The sequence below is a fragment of the Pseudomonas sp. NPDC096925 genome, assembly GCF_044762545.1.
Taxonomy (GTDB): Bacteria; Pseudomonadota; Gammaproteobacteria; order Pseudomonadales; family Pseudomonadaceae; genus Aquipseudomonas.
On record NZ_JBIWEM010000007.1, the window covers coordinates 249,321 to 265,521 of the forward strand.

20 protein-coding genes and 1 pseudogene are annotated in these 16,201 nt (G+C 61.7%); 12 read left to right on the forward strand and 9 right to left on the reverse strand.

What is annotated here, in order from left to right:
• Nucleotides 1–18: 18 nt before the first annotated feature.
• On the reverse strand, nt 19–1,098 hold the full coding sequence (locus ACIQYU_RS20075; protein WP_082888347.1) for a 4-oxalomesaconate tautomerase: 1,080 nt from the start codon (nt 1,096–1,098) through the stop codon (nt 19–21).
• A gap of 147 nt (nt 1,099–1,245) precedes the next feature.
• Here ACIQYU_RS20075 and ACIQYU_RS20080 point away from each other — a divergent pair, with 147 nt between their 5' ends.
• Complete coding sequence (locus ACIQYU_RS20080; RefSeq protein ID WP_016714082.1) at nt 1,246–2,139, forward strand: LysR family transcriptional regulator; 894 nt, start codon at nt 1,246–1,248, stop codon at nt 2,137–2,139.
• 60 nt (nt 2,140–2,199) lie between these two features.
• Here the strand turns inward: ACIQYU_RS20080 and tcuB are convergent, their stop codons facing one another.
• From tcuB to ACIQYU_RS20095, 3 genes are all read right to left on the reverse strand, one after another.
• Nucleotides 2,200–3,381 carry a tricarballylate utilization 4Fe-4S protein TcuB gene (tcuB, locus tag ACIQYU_RS20085; RefSeq protein ID WP_063913526.1) on the reverse strand — a complete coding sequence of 394 codons (1,182 nt, stop codon included), beginning with the start codon at nt 3,379–3,381 and terminating at the stop codon, nt 2,200–2,202.
• Nucleotides 3,362–4,816 (reverse strand): FAD-dependent tricarballylate dehydrogenase TcuA, encoded by a 1,455-nt coding sequence (gene tcuA, locus ACIQYU_RS20090; RefSeq protein ID WP_207830259.1) that lies wholly within the window; start codon nt 4,814–4,816, stop codon nt 3,362–3,364. The genes tcuB and tcuA overlap by 20 nt, the downstream gene beginning before the upstream one ends.
• 148 nt (nt 4,817–4,964) lie before the next feature.
• Nucleotides 4,965–5,885: a LysR family transcriptional regulator gene (locus tag ACIQYU_RS20095; RefSeq protein WP_233687488.1), complete on the reverse strand. Its 921-nt coding sequence runs from the start codon at nt 5,883–5,885 to the stop codon at nt 4,965–4,967.
• Between the two features lie 425 nt (nt 5,886–6,310).
• On the opposite strand from ACIQYU_RS20095, the gene ACIQYU_RS20100 reads away from it, so the two are divergent.
• The 5 genes from ACIQYU_RS20100 to arsJ all read left to right on the forward strand — a co-directional run bounded on the left by ACIQYU_RS20100 (nt 6,311) and on the right by arsJ (nt 10,832).
• Nucleotides 6,311–6,667, forward strand: a complete 357-nt coding sequence (locus ACIQYU_RS20100) for a metalloregulator ArsR/SmtB family transcription factor (RefSeq protein ID WP_063913529.1) — start codon at nt 6,311–6,313, stop codon at nt 6,665–6,667.
• A gap of 115 nt (nt 6,668–6,782) precedes the next feature.
• Nucleotides 6,783–7,844 (forward strand): ACR3 family arsenite efflux transporter, encoded by a 1,062-nt coding sequence (gene arsB / locus ACIQYU_RS20105; protein WP_207830262.1) that lies wholly within the window; start codon nt 6,783–6,785, stop codon nt 7,842–7,844.
• A 4-nt stretch (nt 7,845–7,848) separates the two neighbouring features.
• Nucleotides 7,849–8,565: an arsenical resistance protein ArsH gene (gene arsH, locus ACIQYU_RS20110; RefSeq protein ID WP_343584013.1), complete on the forward strand. Its 717-nt coding sequence runs from the start codon at nt 7,849–7,851 to the stop codon at nt 8,563–8,565.
• Between the two features lie 23 nt (nt 8,566–8,588).
• Nucleotides 8,589–9,593: an ArsJ-associated glyceraldehyde-3-phosphate dehydrogenase gene (locus ACIQYU_RS20115; protein ID WP_207830269.1), complete on the forward strand. Its 1,005-nt coding sequence runs from the start codon at nt 8,589–8,591 to the stop codon at nt 9,591–9,593.
• 9 nt (nt 9,594–9,602) lie between these two features.
• Nucleotides 9,603–10,832, forward strand: a complete 1,230-nt coding sequence (gene arsJ / locus ACIQYU_RS20120; protein WP_233687491.1) for an organoarsenical effux MFS transporter ArsJ — start codon at nt 9,603–9,605, stop codon at nt 10,830–10,832.
• A gap of 161 nt (nt 10,833–10,993) precedes the next feature.
• Here the strand turns inward: arsJ and ACIQYU_RS20125 are convergent, their stop codons facing one another.
• Nucleotides 10,994–11,476: a glycine zipper domain-containing protein gene (locus ACIQYU_RS20125; RefSeq protein WP_207830274.1), complete on the reverse strand. Its 483-nt coding sequence runs from the start codon at nt 11,474–11,476 to the stop codon at nt 10,994–10,996.
• 305 nt (nt 11,477–11,781) lie between these two features.
• Complete coding sequence (locus ACIQYU_RS20130; RefSeq protein ID WP_233687492.1) at nt 11,782–12,015, reverse strand: PLDc N-terminal domain-containing protein; 234 nt, start codon at nt 12,013–12,015, stop codon at nt 11,782–11,784.
• 183 nt (nt 12,016–12,198) lie between these two features.
• Between ACIQYU_RS20130 and ACIQYU_RS20135 the strand changes: the two genes are divergently transcribed.
• From ACIQYU_RS20135 to ACIQYU_RS20160, 6 genes are all read left to right on the forward strand, one after another.
• The gene (locus tag ACIQYU_RS20135; protein WP_207830278.1) at nt 12,199–12,702 is read left to right on the forward strand and encodes a CinA family protein; all 504 of its coding nucleotides are present in this window, start codon (nt 12,199–12,201) and stop codon (nt 12,700–12,702) included.
• 13 nt (nt 12,703–12,715) lie between these two features.
• On the forward strand, nt 12,716–13,222 hold the full coding sequence (locus ACIQYU_RS20140; RefSeq protein WP_402801756.1) for a hypothetical protein: 507 nt from the start codon (nt 12,716–12,718) through the stop codon (nt 13,220–13,222).
• 9 nt (nt 13,223–13,231) lie between these two features.
• Complete coding sequence (locus ACIQYU_RS20145) at nt 13,232–13,675, forward strand: DUF421 domain-containing protein (RefSeq protein ID WP_087500755.1); 444 nt, start codon at nt 13,232–13,234, stop codon at nt 13,673–13,675.
• A 123-nt stretch (nt 13,676–13,798) separates the two neighbouring features.
• A complete protein-coding gene (locus ACIQYU_RS20150; RefSeq protein ID WP_063913538.1) occupies nt 13,799–14,263 on the forward strand; it encodes a hemerythrin domain-containing protein in 465 nt (154 codons plus the stop codon).
• Nucleotides 14,263–14,508 carry a hypothetical protein gene (locus ACIQYU_RS20155; RefSeq protein ID WP_207830282.1) on the forward strand — a complete coding sequence of 82 codons (246 nt, stop codon included), beginning with the start codon at nt 14,263–14,265 and terminating at the stop codon, nt 14,506–14,508. Before ACIQYU_RS20150 ends, ACIQYU_RS20155 begins: the two co-directional genes overlap by 1 nt.
• A 44-nt stretch (nt 14,509–14,552) precedes the next feature.
• Nucleotides 14,553–14,696 carry a hypothetical protein gene (locus tag ACIQYU_RS20160; protein WP_402801762.1) on the forward strand — a complete coding sequence of 48 codons (144 nt, stop codon included), beginning with the start codon at nt 14,553–14,555 and terminating at the stop codon, nt 14,694–14,696.
• 81 nt (nt 14,697–14,777) lie between these two features.
• Here ACIQYU_RS20160 and ACIQYU_RS20165 read toward each other — a convergent pair.
• From ACIQYU_RS20165 to ACIQYU_RS20175, 3 genes and pseudogenes are all read right to left on the reverse strand, one after another.
• Nucleotides 14,778–14,861, reverse strand: a pseudogene (locus ACIQYU_RS20165) (exodeoxyribonuclease III); the annotation flags it as partial.
• Nucleotides 14,858–15,100: a hypothetical protein gene (locus tag ACIQYU_RS20170; RefSeq protein WP_207830286.1), complete on the reverse strand. Its 243-nt coding sequence runs from the start codon at nt 15,098–15,100 to the stop codon at nt 14,858–14,860. The gene ACIQYU_RS20170 and the pseudogene ACIQYU_RS20165, both read right to left, overlap by 4 nt.
• Nucleotides 15,101–15,293: 193 nt before the next feature.
• A complete protein-coding gene (locus ACIQYU_RS20175; protein ID WP_343584054.1) occupies nt 15,294–15,908 on the reverse strand; it encodes a hypothetical protein in 615 nt (204 codons plus the stop codon).
• Nucleotides 15,909–16,201 lie beyond the last annotated feature (293 nt).

Here is a 16,201-nt window from a genome sequence, read left to right on the forward strand (position 1 = left end):
CTGGGCTACCGCCTGGGCTTACCCCGCCAACCTGCGGAATGTAGGGGCGTAAACGAAGCCTGAGAACAGCCGCCGGGCAGTTCGCACCACCGAGGCCTGAATCGTCTTGCCATCGGCACCGCTGCGTGACAGCGCGACATCGATACCGCCACTTGGGTGTTCCAGGCGTACCTCGGCCAGTTGCTCGGCGCCCTCGCCCAGCAGTTCGCCGATGACCGTACCGGGGCTGACGCAGGCAGTCGCCAACCCTATCGCGCCGGTGATGGCCAGGGCGCGGTGGCAGTTGTGCGGCATGAAGTAGCGAACCTGCAACGTGCCGTCATAGCGGGGCTTGGACACCAGCACCGGCTTCGGGATGACCATACCGCTGACATCGCCCAGGCCCATGGCCTTGCCGGCCTTCAGGCGCAACGCCTCGAGGCGCTCGAGCAGACCGACGTTGGCGTCGAGTTCGGCCGGGGTTTCCGAGCCGGTGACACCCAGCTGGCTGGCTTCAATCACCATCATCGGCATGGCCATGTCGATGCAGGTGACCGATACGCCATCGATCACATCCTTGGCCTTGCCAGTCGGGAACAGCTTGCCGGTCTTGCTGCCGACCGCATCGAGGAAGGTCAGGTGCACCGGGGCGGCAGTGCCCGGTACGCCATCGATCGCCGTACGGCCTTCGTAGCGCACGATGCCGCCGGGGGTTTCCACCAGCGAATTGACGAAAGTACCGGTGTTGAGGTTGCGAATACGCACCAGTGTCTTGCCGTCCTGGCCTTTGACCAGGCCTTGTTCGATGGCGAACGGGCCAACGGCGCACAGCATGTTGCCGCAGTTGGGCGCGGTATCGACCCGGCGCTGGGCGACCATGACCTGCACGAACAGGTAGTCGACATCGGCGTCGGCATGCAGCGAGGGGCTGACAATCGCTACCTTGCTGGTTTGCGGGCTACCGCCACCGATACCGTCGATTTCCAGTTCATGCCCGGAACCCATCAGGTTGATCAGCAATTCGTCGCGTTCGACCACATTGGCAGGAAGGTCCCATGCATGGAAAAAGGGGCCCTTGGAGGTGCCACCGCGCATGAGTACGCAAGGAATTCGTTGCATGATTTCGCACTCTTGTTGATCAATGGACATCATTGATGCTGTGGACAAAAGATTGACAGGGATGGATAAATCAATCCAATGCAAATATCGTAGTCATTATTCCGATTTGAGCATCAATAAAGAGCCCAATGCCAAGAGCGAACCGAGATGGAATATGAGCTGCAAGACATACGATCTTTCGTGAAAATCGCCGAACTCGGTAGCTTCCACGAAGCCGCAGAAGCGCTGCACCTGTCCCAGCCTGCCTTGAGCCGACGGATCAAGAAGCTCGAGGAAGGCTTGGGCACGTCGTTGCTGGAACGCACCACCCGTCGCGTCAGCCTGACCAGCGTCGGGCGTGACTTCCTGCCCAAGGCCAGGCGCCTGCTGGATGACTTCGAGGACTCGATCCTGAGCATTCGCGAACTCGCCGAACGACAGACCGGCCAGGTCACCCTCGCCTGCATCCCGACCGCGGCGTTCTATTTCCTGCCGTCGGTGATCCGCGACTACAACGAGCAATACCCGAAGATCCGCATTCGTCTGCTGGACCTCAGCGCCAACGACGGGCTCGAAGCCGTGCTGCGGGGTGAGGCCGATTTCGGCATCAACATGATGAGCGGCCAGCACCCGGACATCGAATTCGTCTCCCTGGTACAGGAGCATTTCGTGCTGGCCTGCCGCAGGGACCACAAGCTGGCGAACCGCGAAGCCGTCACCTGGACAGAACTGGCCGACTACCGCCTGATCGGCGTAGGCCGACTGAGCGGCAACCGGATGCTGCTGGACCATGCCCTGTCCGGGCTCAATCTGCGGCCCAAGTGGTTCTATGAGGTTCAGCACCTGTCCACCTCGCTGGGCATGGTCGAGGCCGGGCTGGGCGTGTCGGCCATGCCCAGCCTGGCCATGCCCAACGCCGACCACCCGACGCTGGTCAGCGTGCCGCTGATCGAACCCCAGGTCACCCGCACCCTGGGGTTGGTCTATCGCCGCGGGGCGTCGCTGTCGCCAGCAGCGGAGAAGTTCGTGTCGATCCTGCTGGACAAGTGGCCCAACCGATAAGCGAAACGCCTTGCGTTTCGCGCGGCGCGGCACAGGGGAAAAACCGGCGGCGTCCATGGTTCACTCTCCTCCCAGCCCCAGGGCGTTGGGCCGGCGTTTCTCGATCGCGAACTTCAGCAGTGCCGCGCTGCGGAACAGGCCATGAGCGAACTTGCCATAGGGCAGCGTGACGAATAGCGCCATCACAGTGCCCAAATGGATCGCCAGCAGGATCGCCATCGCTGCGGTATCACGCAGGCCCAGCAACGCAAGGCCCGTGGCGCTGACCAGCAGCAGAAGCAAGATGAACGCCCGGTCCATGGGCCGCTGGGCAACATCGCCCTGCTCCGGCGCCCTGCGCAGGTTCAGCGCCAACAGCCCGGCCGGCCCGACGATCAAGCCAATGCCGCCGAGTGTTCCGAGCAACACCGGTGCACTCAGCAGCGGGTACGGCGCCTGCTGGCCCAGCAGGTAGTGATACCCGGTGGCGACCACCGTGGCGGCAAAGCACAACATGAAGCCGTAGAAGGTGAAGTGATGGAAGCGCCGGCGCCAGAGCGTGTAGCGATCATCGGCATTGTTGCAACCTTGGCCGTGTCCGCCGTCCAGGTATTTCAGGGTCAACGCTGCGCTTGATGCCTCGAACACTGCCCCTTTGGCCGGTTGCGCCAGCGCCTCGGCAGGCGAGACCGAGCGCCAGAAACGTCGTACCGCCACCGCCAGGGCCACACCTGCAGCGGCAAAGACACTACCGAACATCAGCGCCAGAGCGTTGTGCGGGAAGACCGCATAGAAGTTCCCCGCCAACCGCCCGGGCAGCAGCGTGCCGTTGACGTACAAGGTCAGCAGCAAGAACAGCGACAAGGCGACGGCCAATGCAGTGGCGACATAGGTGCCGTTGTGCCGATACAGCCGTCCGAAGAGGGCCGGCCAGGCGTACTCGGCGTAAGTCTGCCCGCGCACCTTGGCCATTGCCTGGGGCACGTTGACGGCAAACTCGTGGGGTTGGGCGTACTGGCAGGCGTGCAGGCAAGCGCCGCAGTTGTGGCACAGGTTGGCCAGGTAATGGATGTCGGCCTTGCCGAACTCCAGCCTGCGGGTCATGGCCGGGAATACTGCGCAGAAGCCTTCGCAGTATCGGCAGGCGTTGCAGATCCGCATTTGCCGGTCCACTTCCCGCTCCTCCAGGTTCAACACCGGGATCAGTGCGAGGGCCGGCCGGGCGGCATCAGGCTGGCGTGGTTCAGGCAGTTGCACGGTCATGGCGATTCTCTTTTTCTGGATGTTCGTAACCTGCCGCCGCAGCGGCGCTGGTCCCGGCGATACGGCCGAAGGCGGTGCCGATGGACATGCCGACACCTGCGGTGTAGCCCTTGCCCAGTACGTTGCCCGCCATCATCTCGCCGGCAACGAACAGGTTCGGACTGGGACGTCTGTCGAAATGGACCGCGGCAGTTTCATCGGTGCGCAACCCCAGATAGGTGAAAGTCACGCCAGGACGCAGTGGGTAACCGTAGTAAGGCGGTGTATCGATCGGGCGCGCCCAGTGGCTTTTCACCGGCTCCAGGCCCACGGTGTGACAGTCATCCAGCCGGGTGTGGTCGAAAGTGCCCACCTGGCAGGCCTGGTTGTAGGCATGTACGGTTTCGAGGAAGGCCTGCACAGGCAAACCGAGCAGGCCGGCCAGCGCCTCCAGGCTGTCGGCGGTGGCACCGGGGAAAACCGGCGGCATGAAGCGACCGAGCGCTTTCTGGTCGATGATCGAGAACCCCACCTGCCCGGGCTGATGGGCCACGAGACGCCCCCAGATGGCATAGCGCTTGGGCCAGAAGTCCTCGCCTTCGTCATAGAAGCGCTGGCCGTCGCGGTTGACCACCACGCCCAGCGACACACAATCGATGCGCGTGCAGATGCCGCCGTCGTACAGCGGAGCGCGAGCATCGATCGCCACCATGTGCGCCTGGGTCGGGTCGCCAATCGTGTCGGCACCCTGTTCGATCATGCGGCGCAACAAGACCCCGTCATTGAAACGCGTACCGCGGATCAGGAAATTGTCTGAAGGCCACTCCCCTCGCGCGTTCTGCCCCCAGGCCTCGCGCAGCCACTGGCGGTTGGACTCGAAACCGCCGGCGGCAAGCACGCAGGTGCGTGCCTCAATGCGCTCGGCGGGCAGTTGCCGCCCCTGAACCTCACGCGCCGGCACATGGGCCGCAACGAAGCGTCCGTCCTGCAGTTCGATGTCGGCTACAGGCGTGTCGTAGCGTATCTGCACCCCGAGGTTTTCGGCGCTGCGAAAGTAGGCATTGACCAGCGCCTTGCCGCCGCCCATGAAGAAGGCATTGGTCCGTGCGGTGTGCAGCGCACCCGACAACGAGGGCTGGAAATGCACACCATGGCGGCGCATCCACCCGCGGCAGCTGGAGGACGCGCGAATCACCAGACGCGCGAGCTTTTCGTCAGTCTGGCCACCGGTGACCTTCAGCAGGTCCTGCCAGAACTCTTCCTCCGGGTAAGCCTCGACCAGCACGTCCTGCGGGCCATCATGCATGCAGCGCAGGTTACGTGTGTGTTGTGAATTACCACCACGCCAGGCGCGGGGCGCGGCCTCGAGCAGCAGCACGCTGGCTCCGGCCTCTCGCGCCATCAGCGCGGCACAGAGGGCGGCATTGCCCCCTCCGATGACTAGCACATCGATCATTTCGCCTCCAGGTCACGAAGAGCCGAATGTTCGGGTGCTCCTCGTGGCCACGGACTTTAATGAGTGCCCGGAGGGTGCGAAACGCGATCGTCGGGGGGAGGCATTCAGTTTTTCTAAAGGGGTTGGATGAATGAACCCACAGTCTGGGTCATAGCAACCGGGCCCCAGGCCATCGGCCCTGCTCCACCAGATCCCGAGCGACCTCCTGCAGTACGATCCGTGTCGCCAACGCGGCCGGCGAGAGCTCGTCATCGGTCAGGCTGACAATCACATTGCGACGCTGCGCCTGTGCTTCATCGATGGCAAACACGCGCAAGCCCGCCTGATGCGCCCGGGCCACCGTGGCGCCGGGCTGGATGGTGGCGGCATGGCCCGCACAGACACAATCCATCAACAGCGACAGACCATCGACTTCCATGACGATGCTGGCCTCCAGCCCGGCCCGTTCGAAAATCGAGCGCAATGTCGTACGCAGACCATGCTGGGTGCTGGGCATCACCAAGGGGAGCGTCGCAATCTGTTGCAATGTAAGCGACTCGCCCCACTCGGCCTTGACCAGCGGGGCGGGAACCAGCACGAACAGCCGCTCCGTCAGAAGCGCCCGGACATCCAGCCGCGGCCCCGTCTCTGCCTGGAACAGCACCGCCAGGTCAAGGTGCCTGGCATTGAGTTGGTTCATCAGATAGCCAGACAGCATTTCCACCAGGTGCAGGCGGATGTCCGGATAGCGTTCGCGCATCCTGTCGATCAACGCCAGGCCAAGAATCGATGCGGTGGTCGGTGCCAACCCCACGCTGGCGTAGCCGCTCATGCGGCCGCTCTGTGCTGCCAGCACAGCATGCTCCGCCTGACGAAGCGCCAGGCGCGCATGGTATTCAAAGGCCAGGCCCGCCGCCGTCGGCGAGACGCCGGTGCTCGAACGTGTCAAAAGCCGGGTACTCACCTCGCTCTCCAGCTTCGACAGTTGCTGGCTCAGTGCGGAGGCGCCGACCCCGAGCTCGACCGCCGCCCTGCCAAGACTGCCGTACTCCAGAACACTCAGGAAATAGCGAAGCTGACGTAACTCCATACAACTCTCTTCAACGATGGGGGCAGGCCTGGAGCATGTTAACCGTATTTGCACAGCGTGGGCGCTCAAGCCTTGATCGACAGGACGCTACGGTGGAACGGACTGGCCCGCCCTCATGGAACCGCACATGACTCATTGAATTGGCAGGGACCCTGTGGGAGCGGCTTTAGCCGCGAACACCGGCGCAGCCGGTGCCATCCACCGCGTTGGATTCTTCGCGGCTAAAGCCGCTCCCACAGGGTACGCGGACTGCTTGCGAATTCAGTTCGCCAAGCGTCAGCGCAGCCCACAAGCTGGCCGATCTCCTGCAAGGCCTTCTTTTCGTCTGCAGGAATCAATCTGGCAGGCCTTGCAATACATGCGAAAATTCGTATATTTGAAAAACCATATATTTCAAGCATGAAGAGCAAACACCGAGAACCGCCATGACTGACTCGCTGACCCCGACCCAGGTCTTCAAATGCCTCGCCGATGAGAACCGCATTCGGATGATGCTGCTGATCGCTCGCGAGCAAGAGCTATGCGTCTGTGAACTGATTTGCGCCCTGGAAGAAAGCCAACCCAAGGTCTCCCGCCACCTGGCACAACTGCGTACCTGCGGCCTGCTTGAAGACCGCCGCCAAGGCCAGTGGGTCTACTACCGCCTGCATCCAGAACTGCCCACCTGGGTACGCGATGTCCTGGTAACAACGCTGGAGGCCAATCGCGACTGGTTGAACACCAGCGCCAAACGACTGGACAGCATGGGTGACCGCCCTCAGCGCGTCGCTACCTGCTGCTGACCACTGCCGAGAAAAACACGGCATTTTTCACATTGCCTTTCGAACAACTGGATGCCACCCAGCTCAAGGCGAGCTGGCACGTATCGGAACGCTCTGACGTTCAGGGAGATACACCATGAGCAAAAGCCGACTTTCCTTCCTCGACCGCTACCTGACGGTCTGGATCTTTTTGGCCATGGGCCTTGGCATCGCCCTGGGCAGCCTGTTCCAAGGGTTGCCGGTTTGGCTGAACAGCTTGTCGCTGGGCTCGACGAACATCCCCATCGCGATCGGCCTGATCGTGATGATGTACCCGCCATTGGCAAAGGTGAAATACGAGGAGTTGCCGCAGGTCTTCAAGGACAAACGCATCCTCGCCCTGTCGCTGATTCAGAACTGGGTGATCGGCCCGGTGCTGATGTTCGGGCTGGCGGTCGTTTTTCTTTCCGACAGGCCCGAGTACATGACCGGCCTTATCCTCATCGGCCTGGCACGTTGCATCGCCATGGTGCTGGTGTGGAACCAGATCGCCGGCGGCAACAACCAGTACGTGGCCGGCCTGGTTGCCTTCAACAGCATTTTCCAGATTGTGTTCTTCAGTGTGTACGCCTGGATTTTCCTGGGGCTGCTGCCCCCGCTGTTCGGCCTGGAGGGCAGCGTCATCGAGACCAGCTTCCTCGATATCGCCCAATCGGTGCTGATCTACCTGGGTATCCCGTTCCTGGCCGGCTTCCTGACCCGGAAGATCCTGATCAGCAGTAAGGGCGCAACCTGGTACCAGGAGCAGTTCATTCCGAAGATCAGCCCGCTGACGCTCGTGGCGTTGCTGCTGACCATCGTGGCCATGTTCAGCCTGAAAGGCGACATGGTCCTGCAACTGCCGCTGGATGTGCTGCGCATCGCCATCCCACTGACCATCTATTTCGTGGTGATGTTCTTCATCAGCTTCTGGATGGGCAAGCTGCTGGCAGCCGACTACCCCCGCACCACTGCGCTGGCCTTTACCGCGGCAAGCAACAATTTCGAACTGGCCATTGCCGTGGCCATCGCCACCTTCGGCCTTGCTTCGCCGGTCGCCTTTGCCACCGTCATCGGGCCTTTGGTGGAAGTGCCGGTACTGATCTCGCTGGTTGGCGTGGCCTGGTGGCTCAAGCGCCGCTGGTTCGATCAGGCGTCCGGTGCCTTGTCCCAGGAGTAGAACCATGAGCGAACATGTTATCCCCAACATCGACAGTGAACTGATCGACCTGCCATCCGCCGAGAAACTGGCGATCGCCCGGCAGTCCAACCACAAGCCGCGCATCCTGCTGCTGTACGGATCGACCCGCGAACGCTCCTTCAGCCGCCTGCTGACGGAGGAAGCGGCCCGCCTGCTGGAGCACTTCGGTGCCGAGACGCGAATCTTCAACCCGTCCGGCCTGCCATTGGCGGATGACGCCCCCGAAGACCACCCCATGGTCAAGGAGCTGCGCGACCTGGTGCTGTGGTCGGAAGGCATGGTCTGGTGCTCGCCGGAACGCCACGGCGCGATGACCGGTGTGTTCAAGTCGCAGATCGACTGGATCCCCCTGAGCATGGGCGCTGTGCGCCCGACCCAGGGCAAGACCCTCGCGGTCATGCAGGTGTGCGGCGGTTCGCAGTCGTTCAACGTGGTCAACCAGCTGCGCGTGCTGGGCCGCTGGATGCGCATGTTCACCATCCCTAACCAGTCGTCAGTGCCCAAGGCCTACCTGGAGTTCGACGAAGCGGGCCGCATGAAACCGTCCCCCTACTACGACCGTGTCGTCGATGTCATGGAAGAACTGGTGAAGTTCACCCTGCTGTTGCGCGACCGCGCCGACTACCTCGTCGACCGCTACTCCGAGCGCAAGGAGTCGGCCGAAGAACTGTCCAGGCGTGTCAATCAACGATCCATCTGAAGTCCCAACTCGAGAACAGGAACATGGCAATCAAAGTAGGCATCAACGGATTTGGCCGTATCGGTCGCCTGGCGCTGCGGGCGTCCTGGGATTGGCCGGAATTCGAATTCGTCCAGATCAATGACCCGGCCGGCGACGCCGAGACCCACGCCCACCTGATCAACTTCGACTCGGTCCACGGGCGCTGGCATCGTGAAGCCGGGGCACAAGGCGACGCGCTGGTGATCGACGGCAAGCGCATCAAGGTCACTGCGAACAAGGCGATCACCGACACCGATTGGTCGGGCTGCGACCTGGTCATCGAGGCCAGCGGCAAGATGAAGTCGGTAGCCGTGCTCCAGGCCTACCTGGATCAGGGCGTCAAACGCGTGGTGGTCTGCGCTCCGGTGAAGGAGAAAGGCGCGCTGAACGTGGTGATGGGGGTCAACCAGCACCTGTTCGATCCGGCGCTACACCGTATCGTCACCGCCGCGTCCTGCACCACCAACTGCCTGGCCCCGGTGGTCAAGGTGATTCACGAGAACCTGGGTATCCGCCACGGCTCGATCACCACCATCCACGACCTGACCAATACCCAGAGCATCCTCGATACGCCGCACAAGGACCTGCGTCGCGCCCGTGCCTCAGGCATGAGCCTGATCCCGACCACAACGGGCTCGGCTACCGCAATCGCCGAGATATTCCCTGAGCTGCGCGGCAAGCTGAATGGTCACGCCGTGCGTGTACCGCTGGCCAACGCCTCGCTGACCGACTGCGTGTTCGAAGTGGCGCGTGAGACCACGGCTGAAGAGGTCAACGCGTTGCTGAAGGCGGCTGCCGAAGGCCCGTTGAAAGGCATTCTGGGCTACGAAGCGCGACCACTGGTGTCCATCGACTACCGCACAGACCCGCGGTCCTCGATCATCGATGCGCTATCGACCCTGGTAGTCAATGGCACCCAGGTGAAGATCTACGCCTGGTACGACAACGAGTGGGGCTACGCCAACCGTGCAGCGGAGCTGGCCCGAATGGTCGGCCTGGCGGAGTAGACGGCAAACATGATGGCGTTGTCAGCCCTGCCTGCTCAAGTGCGTCAGTACCTGCTGGTTACCGGCAACTACTGGGCCTTCACACTCACCGACGGCGCGTTGCGCATGCTGGTGGTACTGCACTTCCATTCGTTGGGCTACACGCCGCTGCAGATCGCGGCGCTGTTCCTGTTCTATGAAGTGTTCGGCGTGATCACCAACCTGGTGGGCGGCTACCTTGGCGCCCGCCTGGGGCTCAACCGCACCATGAACATCGGCCTGGGCATGCAGGTGCTGGCGTTGCTGATGCTTACGGTACCGTCAGCCTGGCTGACAGTACCCTGGGTGATGGCCGCCCAGGCGTTGTCCGGCATCGCCAAGGACCTGAACAAGATGAGTGCCAAGAGCTCCATCAAGCTTCTGGTGCCGGACAGCCAGCAAGGCACCCTCTACAAGTGGGTGGCCATCCTGACGGGCTCGAAAAACGCGCTCAAAGGCGTGGGTTTCTTCCTTGGCGGCGCCCTGCTCGCCCTGCTCGGTTTTACCTTGGCGGTGCTGGCCATGGCTGCGGTACTGGCATTGATCTGGGTCGGCAGCCTGATCCTGCTGAAGAAGGACCTGGGCAAAGCCAAGGCCAAACCAAAGTTCCGCGACGTGCTGTCCAAGAGCCGGGCCATCAACATCCTCTCGGCCGCACGGCTGTTTCTCTTTGGCGCCCGTGACGTCTGGTTCGTCGTGGCATTGCCGGTGTACCTGAGCACGGCTTTTGGCTGGGACTTCTGGCTGGTCGGCGGCTTCATGGCTGCATGGGTAATCGGCTACGGCATCGTTCAGTCGTTTGCCCCCCACATCACTGGCAAGAAGCGCGGCCATGTGCCCGACGGTCGGGCGGCTTTCATCTGGGCGATCGCCCTTGCCGGGCTGCCTGCGCTCATCGCCCTGGGCCTGTCGGCAGGCTGGTCGGCTCAGGTGGTGGTGCTTGGCGGGCTGATGCTGTTCGGCGTGCTGTTCGCCGTGAACTCGTCGCTGCACAGCTACCTGATCGTCAGTTATGCCAAGGAAGACGGGGTATCGCTGGATGTGGGCTTCTATTACATGTCCAACGCGCTAGGGCGGCTGGTCGGTACGCTGCTTTCCGGTTGGGTATTCCAGGCTTACGGGCTGCAAGCCTGCCTGTGGATCTCCACGGCCTTCGTTGTGCTGGCTGCCCTGATTTCAATCGCCTTGCCACGGCACACCACCGTGGTTGCTCCGCGCTAGCCCCCGCTTTGCCGAGGACTGGCGCGCTGCGCTTGAATCACATTACCCGAACCTGGTACGCCGTTCGCTGGTTTCAAGCCACCACCTTGGCGCTGCTGGTATTGGTCTGGCTGGCCGCAGCTCCTGCGGCCAGCCCTTTCGATGGGCCTGTAACGCCAGGGTCAGTCGTCGTGGCGGTGTTTGCGCCAGCCATAGTGATGGCCACGGTCGTGACGGTGGCGACGCCAGCCCCGATCGTCATCATCGTCGTCATAATCACGGTAGCGATGCCCACTTTCATCATCGTAGTCCCGGCCCATGTGGTTGCCCAAGGCACCACCCACACCGCCACCGGCCGCTGCGCCGATCATGCTGCCCGTAGTGCCGCCCATCTTGCGACCTACCACATTACCGCCAGCTGCACCCAAGGCGCCGCCAATGGCCGCCTCGCCACGGCTGTGTTTGTTGGCGCCCACCGCACTACCGGCCGCGCCACCCAGGCCTGCGCCGATTGCCGAGCCGGTGCTGCCGCCGATCGACTGGCCGACTACCGAGCCCAATACTCCACCCAATGCGCCACCTATACCTGCTTCGGTATTACCGCCTGCCGAAGCAACACCGCTAAGCAGGCCAAGTGACAACAAGAGAATCGAGGAGTACTTCATTTGTGAAAGCCTCAAAGGGATACCGAGGCGATCCTGAGGCTCTGGAAGGGGGCTTACAATGAAAATCCGACGAGTAACACGGCTTGAGAAAATTTTCTAAGCTGCTGTTTTTAAATTGAAACTTTAGGAATTTTCAACGGTCGTAGGCTAATTGCGGTCCCAGCAGCAGGCGGCGAAGCTGGCTTCTGATCAGTCCTTTGCGTGCCCGCGAAACAAGCGAAAGTACTGCAACGACCGCGCAACTGCCCAGGCCGACTTAACGTTTGCGCTGCGAGTTGTCATCGCTTCTTTCTTCATCTCCCCTCCTATCCCTTGCTGTGTTCAGGCGAAGATGGCCCTGTGCCGCGTTTGATTCCACGCGGCCCGAGCACACCCCAGATGGCCAGGCCGACAACAGGCAGCGCCAACAGCAGCAGCGCCCACATCGCCTTCGTCACCTCGGACTTGTCGCTGCGAAAAACACTGACGATGGCCCACAGATCGACCAACAGAATGATCGCCGCAACGGCGATCCAGAAATACGCCACAGGCTCGGTCATGATCCCCTCTCCTCTGTTTGATCCGGCAGCAGTACGCGGCTCGCGCGTCCTCCTACCAAGAGGAAGCCAGCAGTCGCAACAAAGTTCAGGGAGCTTTACCTGACATCGATGAATGGCTCACAAGCAATGAACCAACCCCGCAAGAAACACGTCCACCAGAAAACAACGCACGAGTGACCGGCCATGGCAACCGACCCTGTACGCGAGGCCCTCGATTACCTCAAGGCCCACAAGCTGCTGCTGACCACCGCAGAATCCTGCACGGCCGGCGCCATGGTTGCGCTGCTGGCGGCAGTACCCGGTACCGGCGAGGTGCTGGAAAGCGGCTACGTGGTGTACTCGCCCAGTGCCAAGAAACGCCTGCTCGGCGTCAATCCCCAGACTATCGAACGCTACGGTCTGACCAGCGAGGCCGTAGCCTGGGAGATGGCGCTTGGCGCCTTGAAAGACAGCGACGCCACCGTCGCCATCGCCAGCACGGGTGTCGCCGGGCCGGAGCCGCAGGATGCCATCGCCCCAGGCACCGTGTGCTTCGCCTGGGCATTTGCCGGCGAGCCGCTGGCCGTGTTCACTCGCAGCCAGCGCTTTTTTGGCGAGCGCGCGGAGGTCATGCGCCAGGGTGCACTCTACGGGTTGTCGCACCTGGCCCATTACCACCAACGCTGGCTGCGCGGTGAGCGCGCCTGAGGGGGCTGCGAGCATGGACGAAGAGGAGCTGGTTTCAAGGCGCCATCCCGTCGAGGAAGACATGCGGATGCAGCAGCGGGTGTGGCGTTTCGAACGGGTCGGATGGTATGCCCTGGTGCTGATCGTGCTGCTGGCCCTGGCCGGGTTGTTCGGCAACGGCCCGCTCAGTAACGCACAGGTCTCGAGTGAAGACGGCCGGGTACAGGTGGACTATCAGCGTCTCAGCCGCAGCGGCACCACCGATAAACTGCGTATCACGGTTCGCGGCACCGCAGGGGAGCCTGTGATGTTGTTGCTCGGGGGCACCCTGCTGCGCGAAGCCAGCATCGAAACGCTGCAGCCACAACCGCAAGCATCGCGTTCCCAAGGCCGGTCGCTCCTGCTCCAGCTTGGTACCAGCAAAGAAGGGATCGCCACTCTTTATCTGACCCTGCGCAGCGAATACGTCGGCACGCTCGAAGGTGTTGTCAGGGCTGGCCCGAGCAGCACAGTGCATTTCTCGACCTTTCTCTACCCCTAGGAGCGCGACATGGACTCCATTCTCCGTGCGGCAGGCATGTATATCGCGCTGATGCTGCTGTTTCGCGTGGCTGGCAGGCGCTCGCTGGCCGACCTGACCACCTTCGACTTCGTCCTGCTGCTGATCATTGGAGAGGCGACCCAGCAGGCCTTGCTGGGCGAGGACTTCTCATTCACCAACGCCATGCTGGTGATCGCCACGCTGATCGTTCTGGATGTCGGCCTGTCACTGGCCAAGCTCAACTCCAGGCGCCTGGCCCGGCTGGTCGATGGCCACGCGACACTGGTCGTGGATCAGGGGCGCTTTCTCCACCACCGAATGCGGCGGGCACGGCTGACCGAAGACGACATTCTCGAATCAGCCCGGGACAGCCAGGGTATCGAAAGCGTCGGGCAGATCAAGTTCGCCATCGTCGAGCGCAATGGCAAGATCTCGATCATCCCGCAGGAATGACCCTACCTGCCGGGTACAAGGCAGCTGCGGCCCGGTACGTTGATCATCCGCTTTGAACCTTGTCGCACGCGCCTTACTCCATCGAAGGCAATCGTGATTTTTCCAACCCTGAAGAGGTGTTTCATGAACGCTATCGAACTGCTGATCCAGGATCATGAGCTGGTGAAAAAGCTGCTGGAGGAACTCTCCTCCACCACCGAGCGAGCGGTGAAGAAGCGCGCCGAGCTGCTCGAACGCATCAAGCAGGAAGTGACCATCCATACCGCGCTGGAAGAAGAAATCTTGTACCCGGCCATCAAGCAGGCCGGCGGCAAGGAAGAAGCGAAAATGTATTACGAAGCCAAGGAGGAGCACCGCACCGTCGACTCGCTGGTGCTGCCGGACCTGCTGCAGACCGAGACCGGCACCGTCGAGTTCGCCGGGCGGGTCAAGGTCATGAAGGAACTGCTGGAACACCATATCGAGGAAGAAGAAAGCGAGCTGTTCCCGACCGCCCGCAAACTACTGGGCAAACAGGAACTGGACAAGCTCGGACAGGCCATGGAGGCGCAGAAAAAGCTGCTCAAGGGCGAACAGCGTGCCGCGTGATGGAGGACTGGATCGACTTGCTTGACTGGCCGGCCATGGCCCTGACGGTGCTTGCCGCCTGGTGCATCGGTTCGCGGCGCCCTGGCCGGCGCAAGCTGGGTTTCTGCTGCTTCATCGCCAGCAATGTGCTGTGGGCCATCTGGGGGTGGCAGGCGCAAGCCTGGGCGCTGATCCTCCTGCAGGGTTGCCTGTGCGCCATGAACCTGCGGGGCTGGAAGAAAAATGCTGCTGTGGAGTCGGGCTGACGCCCGCTCACAAACCCGAGAGCCCAACGGCGAGGGACCAAACCATGATCGAACCCGACAACCCTGACCCTTACGTGGACGACATACCGCACAACCCGGGCGAACCTGTACCTGAACCAGAACAGGAGCAGGAAGCACCCGACTGGCCCGAAGGCCAGGTGCCGCCGGAGAAACAGTCTGACGGCTGAGGCTCAACCATCGAGCGGCGTTGCCTGCTTCGCCGGCAATGCTGCCCCCAGTCACCCAATCCTGCGCAAGGAGGCAAGCGTCTCCCGCTCCAGCCAGGCCAGCAGTGCCGGCAGTCGGCTACGAATGCCGTTGATGTTGAACGTGGCAATCCTCAGCGCTTTCATGCGTCGGGGTCGCTGACGTGGGCCTGCACGGCATCTTCCAGAGCACGTACATGGGCGTCATCGGCCAATGCCTTGAGTGCGAGCCAGTCGTCCCAATCGATGGCCCCATCGTCGCGCAGGGCCTCGGCGGTGCGCAGCAGTTCATGGTGGTAGGCATCCGGCGACTCACGGCGGTAACTGATGTCGTCGTACTGGGCGTACCAGGCCTCGAGCTCGGGGATGCTGCGGTCAATGCTCATGATGGGGCCCTCAAGGTGTCCTTTGCATTATGAGCCTCCACCACGCAGCGACGTTCAAATTCAACGCCATTGGCCTGTCTTGTATGGCCATGTCGAGATCCTGAAGTTTCCCGCCCAGCCTCGGCGCATGAAACGAGCTCGCCGCGAACCAGGTTTCCCGGTTCACGGCGTATTTGAAGCGTTACTCAGGCAATCAGGTAGGAATGCCAGCCAGTCGCCACACAGGCGCTTGAACCGGTTCGGCCTGGCTGCGGTTGCGTGCCCACTGGGTCAGGGCAGCCATCATGGCAAAGCCGAGCAGGATCATCACCGGATAGGCCAGCAGCAACTCGGTCAGCGAGTATTTCCAGGCCAGTGGGCGACCGACGCCCAGCATCGCCGCATACAGCCAGGACACACCCGACAGTGCGCCGGAGAACAGCGCGAACATCCGCACGCCGAAATTCAGGTCGAGCAAGTTTCCCGCTTTGAGCAGGGCAGGCAAAACATAGCGATGCAACAACATGCCGTTAAAGGTCAACAACATGACGATAATGATTTTCGCGTGAAGTTTGGGATTGGCAAAATAGTTCATACCTTTATCAAGGTAGTCAATTCCAATCACTGCGGCGCCCGTGAGCCACAGGAATATCAGGGCATTGGCCACGGACTTCTGCAAGCGCGTCATATGCTGACTGTCATGCCCGGCCCCTTTATGGCCTTTCAACAAGTTCCTGACCATCTCGGCGTCACTGGCGAATACCAGGCCGATGGCAATGCAACAGGCCAGTAAATGAACGTAAATCACCGACAACCGCACCAGCTCCATGGATTCTTTCTGCCCGAACAGGCTAATAATTGTATTAATCTCCACGACGTTTTCTCCACGTAATGCGTTAGCGCTAGATGACCTTGCAATAGGCGCGCGAACGGTTTAATCGCAGCGGCAAGACCAAATTCAAATCGTTAGTTGAAATAGCAGATCGTTTTTAATACACACGGTGGCTCACCCGAAGAGCCTCGGTTGGGCATGGCATTGCTCCACTGGTTCGAAAAAAAAAGCCCCATGAGCATCCCTGCGATGCCGATGAGGTTGAACGTCCATAAGTTCTGGGGGAAAGG

Excerpts from the sequence above, each read along its gene's own strand:
- ACIQYU_RS20075 (WP_082888347.1), bottom strand. The coding sequence starts at position 1,098 with ATGCAACGAATTCCTTGCGTACTCATGCGCGGTGGCACCTCCAAGGGC.
- ACIQYU_RS20080 (WP_016714082.1), top strand. The coding sequence starts at position 1,246 with ATGGAATATGAGCTGCAAGACATACGATCTTTCGTGAAAATCGCCGAA.
- tcuB (WP_063913526.1), bottom strand. The coding sequence starts at position 3,381 with ATGACCGTGCAACTGCCTGAACCACGCCAGCCTGATGCCGCCCGGCCG.
- tcuA (WP_207830259.1), bottom strand. The coding sequence starts at position 4,816 with ATGATCGATGTGCTAGTCATCGGAGGGGGCAATGCCGCCCTCTGTGCC.
- ACIQYU_RS20095 (WP_233687488.1), bottom strand. The coding sequence starts at position 5,885 with ATGGAGTTACGTCAGCTTCGCTATTTCCTGAGTGTTCTGGAGTACGGC.
- ACIQYU_RS20100 (WP_063913529.1), top strand. The coding sequence starts at position 6,311 with ATGACTGACTCGCTGACCCCGACCCAGGTCTTCAAATGCCTCGCCGAT.
- arsB (WP_207830262.1), top strand. The coding sequence starts at position 6,783 with ATGAGCAAAAGCCGACTTTCCTTCCTCGACCGCTACCTGACGGTCTGG.
- arsH (WP_343584013.1), top strand. The coding sequence starts at position 7,849 with ATGAGCGAACATGTTATCCCCAACATCGACAGTGAACTGATCGACCTG.
- ACIQYU_RS20115 (WP_207830269.1), top strand. The coding sequence starts at position 8,589 with ATGGCAATCAAAGTAGGCATCAACGGATTTGGCCGTATCGGTCGCCTG.
- arsJ (WP_233687491.1), top strand. The coding sequence starts at position 9,603 with ATGATGGCGTTGTCAGCCCTGCCTGCTCAAGTGCGTCAGTACCTGCTG.
- ACIQYU_RS20125 (WP_207830274.1), bottom strand. The coding sequence starts at position 11,476 with ATGAAGTACTCCTCGATTCTCTTGTTGTCACTTGGCCTGCTTAGCGGT.
- ACIQYU_RS20130 (WP_233687492.1), bottom strand. The coding sequence starts at position 12,015 with ATGACCGAGCCTGTGGCGTATTTCTGGATCGCCGTTGCGGCGATCATT.
- ACIQYU_RS20135 (WP_207830278.1), top strand. The coding sequence starts at position 12,199 with ATGGCAACCGACCCTGTACGCGAGGCCCTCGATTACCTCAAGGCCCAC.
- ACIQYU_RS20140 (WP_402801756.1), top strand. The coding sequence starts at position 12,716 with ATGGACGAAGAGGAGCTGGTTTCAAGGCGCCATCCCGTCGAGGAAGAC.
- ACIQYU_RS20145 (WP_087500755.1), top strand. The coding sequence starts at position 13,232 with ATGGACTCCATTCTCCGTGCGGCAGGCATGTATATCGCGCTGATGCTG.
- ACIQYU_RS20150 (WP_063913538.1), top strand. The coding sequence starts at position 13,799 with ATGAACGCTATCGAACTGCTGATCCAGGATCATGAGCTGGTGAAAAAG.
- ACIQYU_RS20155 (WP_207830282.1), top strand. The coding sequence starts at position 14,263 with ATGGAGGACTGGATCGACTTGCTTGACTGGCCGGCCATGGCCCTGACG.
- ACIQYU_RS20160 (WP_402801762.1), top strand. The coding sequence starts at position 14,553 with ATGATCGAACCCGACAACCCTGACCCTTACGTGGACGACATACCGCAC.
- ACIQYU_RS20170 (WP_207830286.1), bottom strand. The coding sequence starts at position 15,100 with ATGAGCATTGACCGCAGCATCCCCGAGCTCGAGGCCTGGTACGCCCAG.
- ACIQYU_RS20175 (WP_343584054.1), bottom strand. The coding sequence starts at position 15,908 with ATGGAGCTGGTGCGGTTGTCGGTGATTTACGTTCATTTACTGGCCTGT.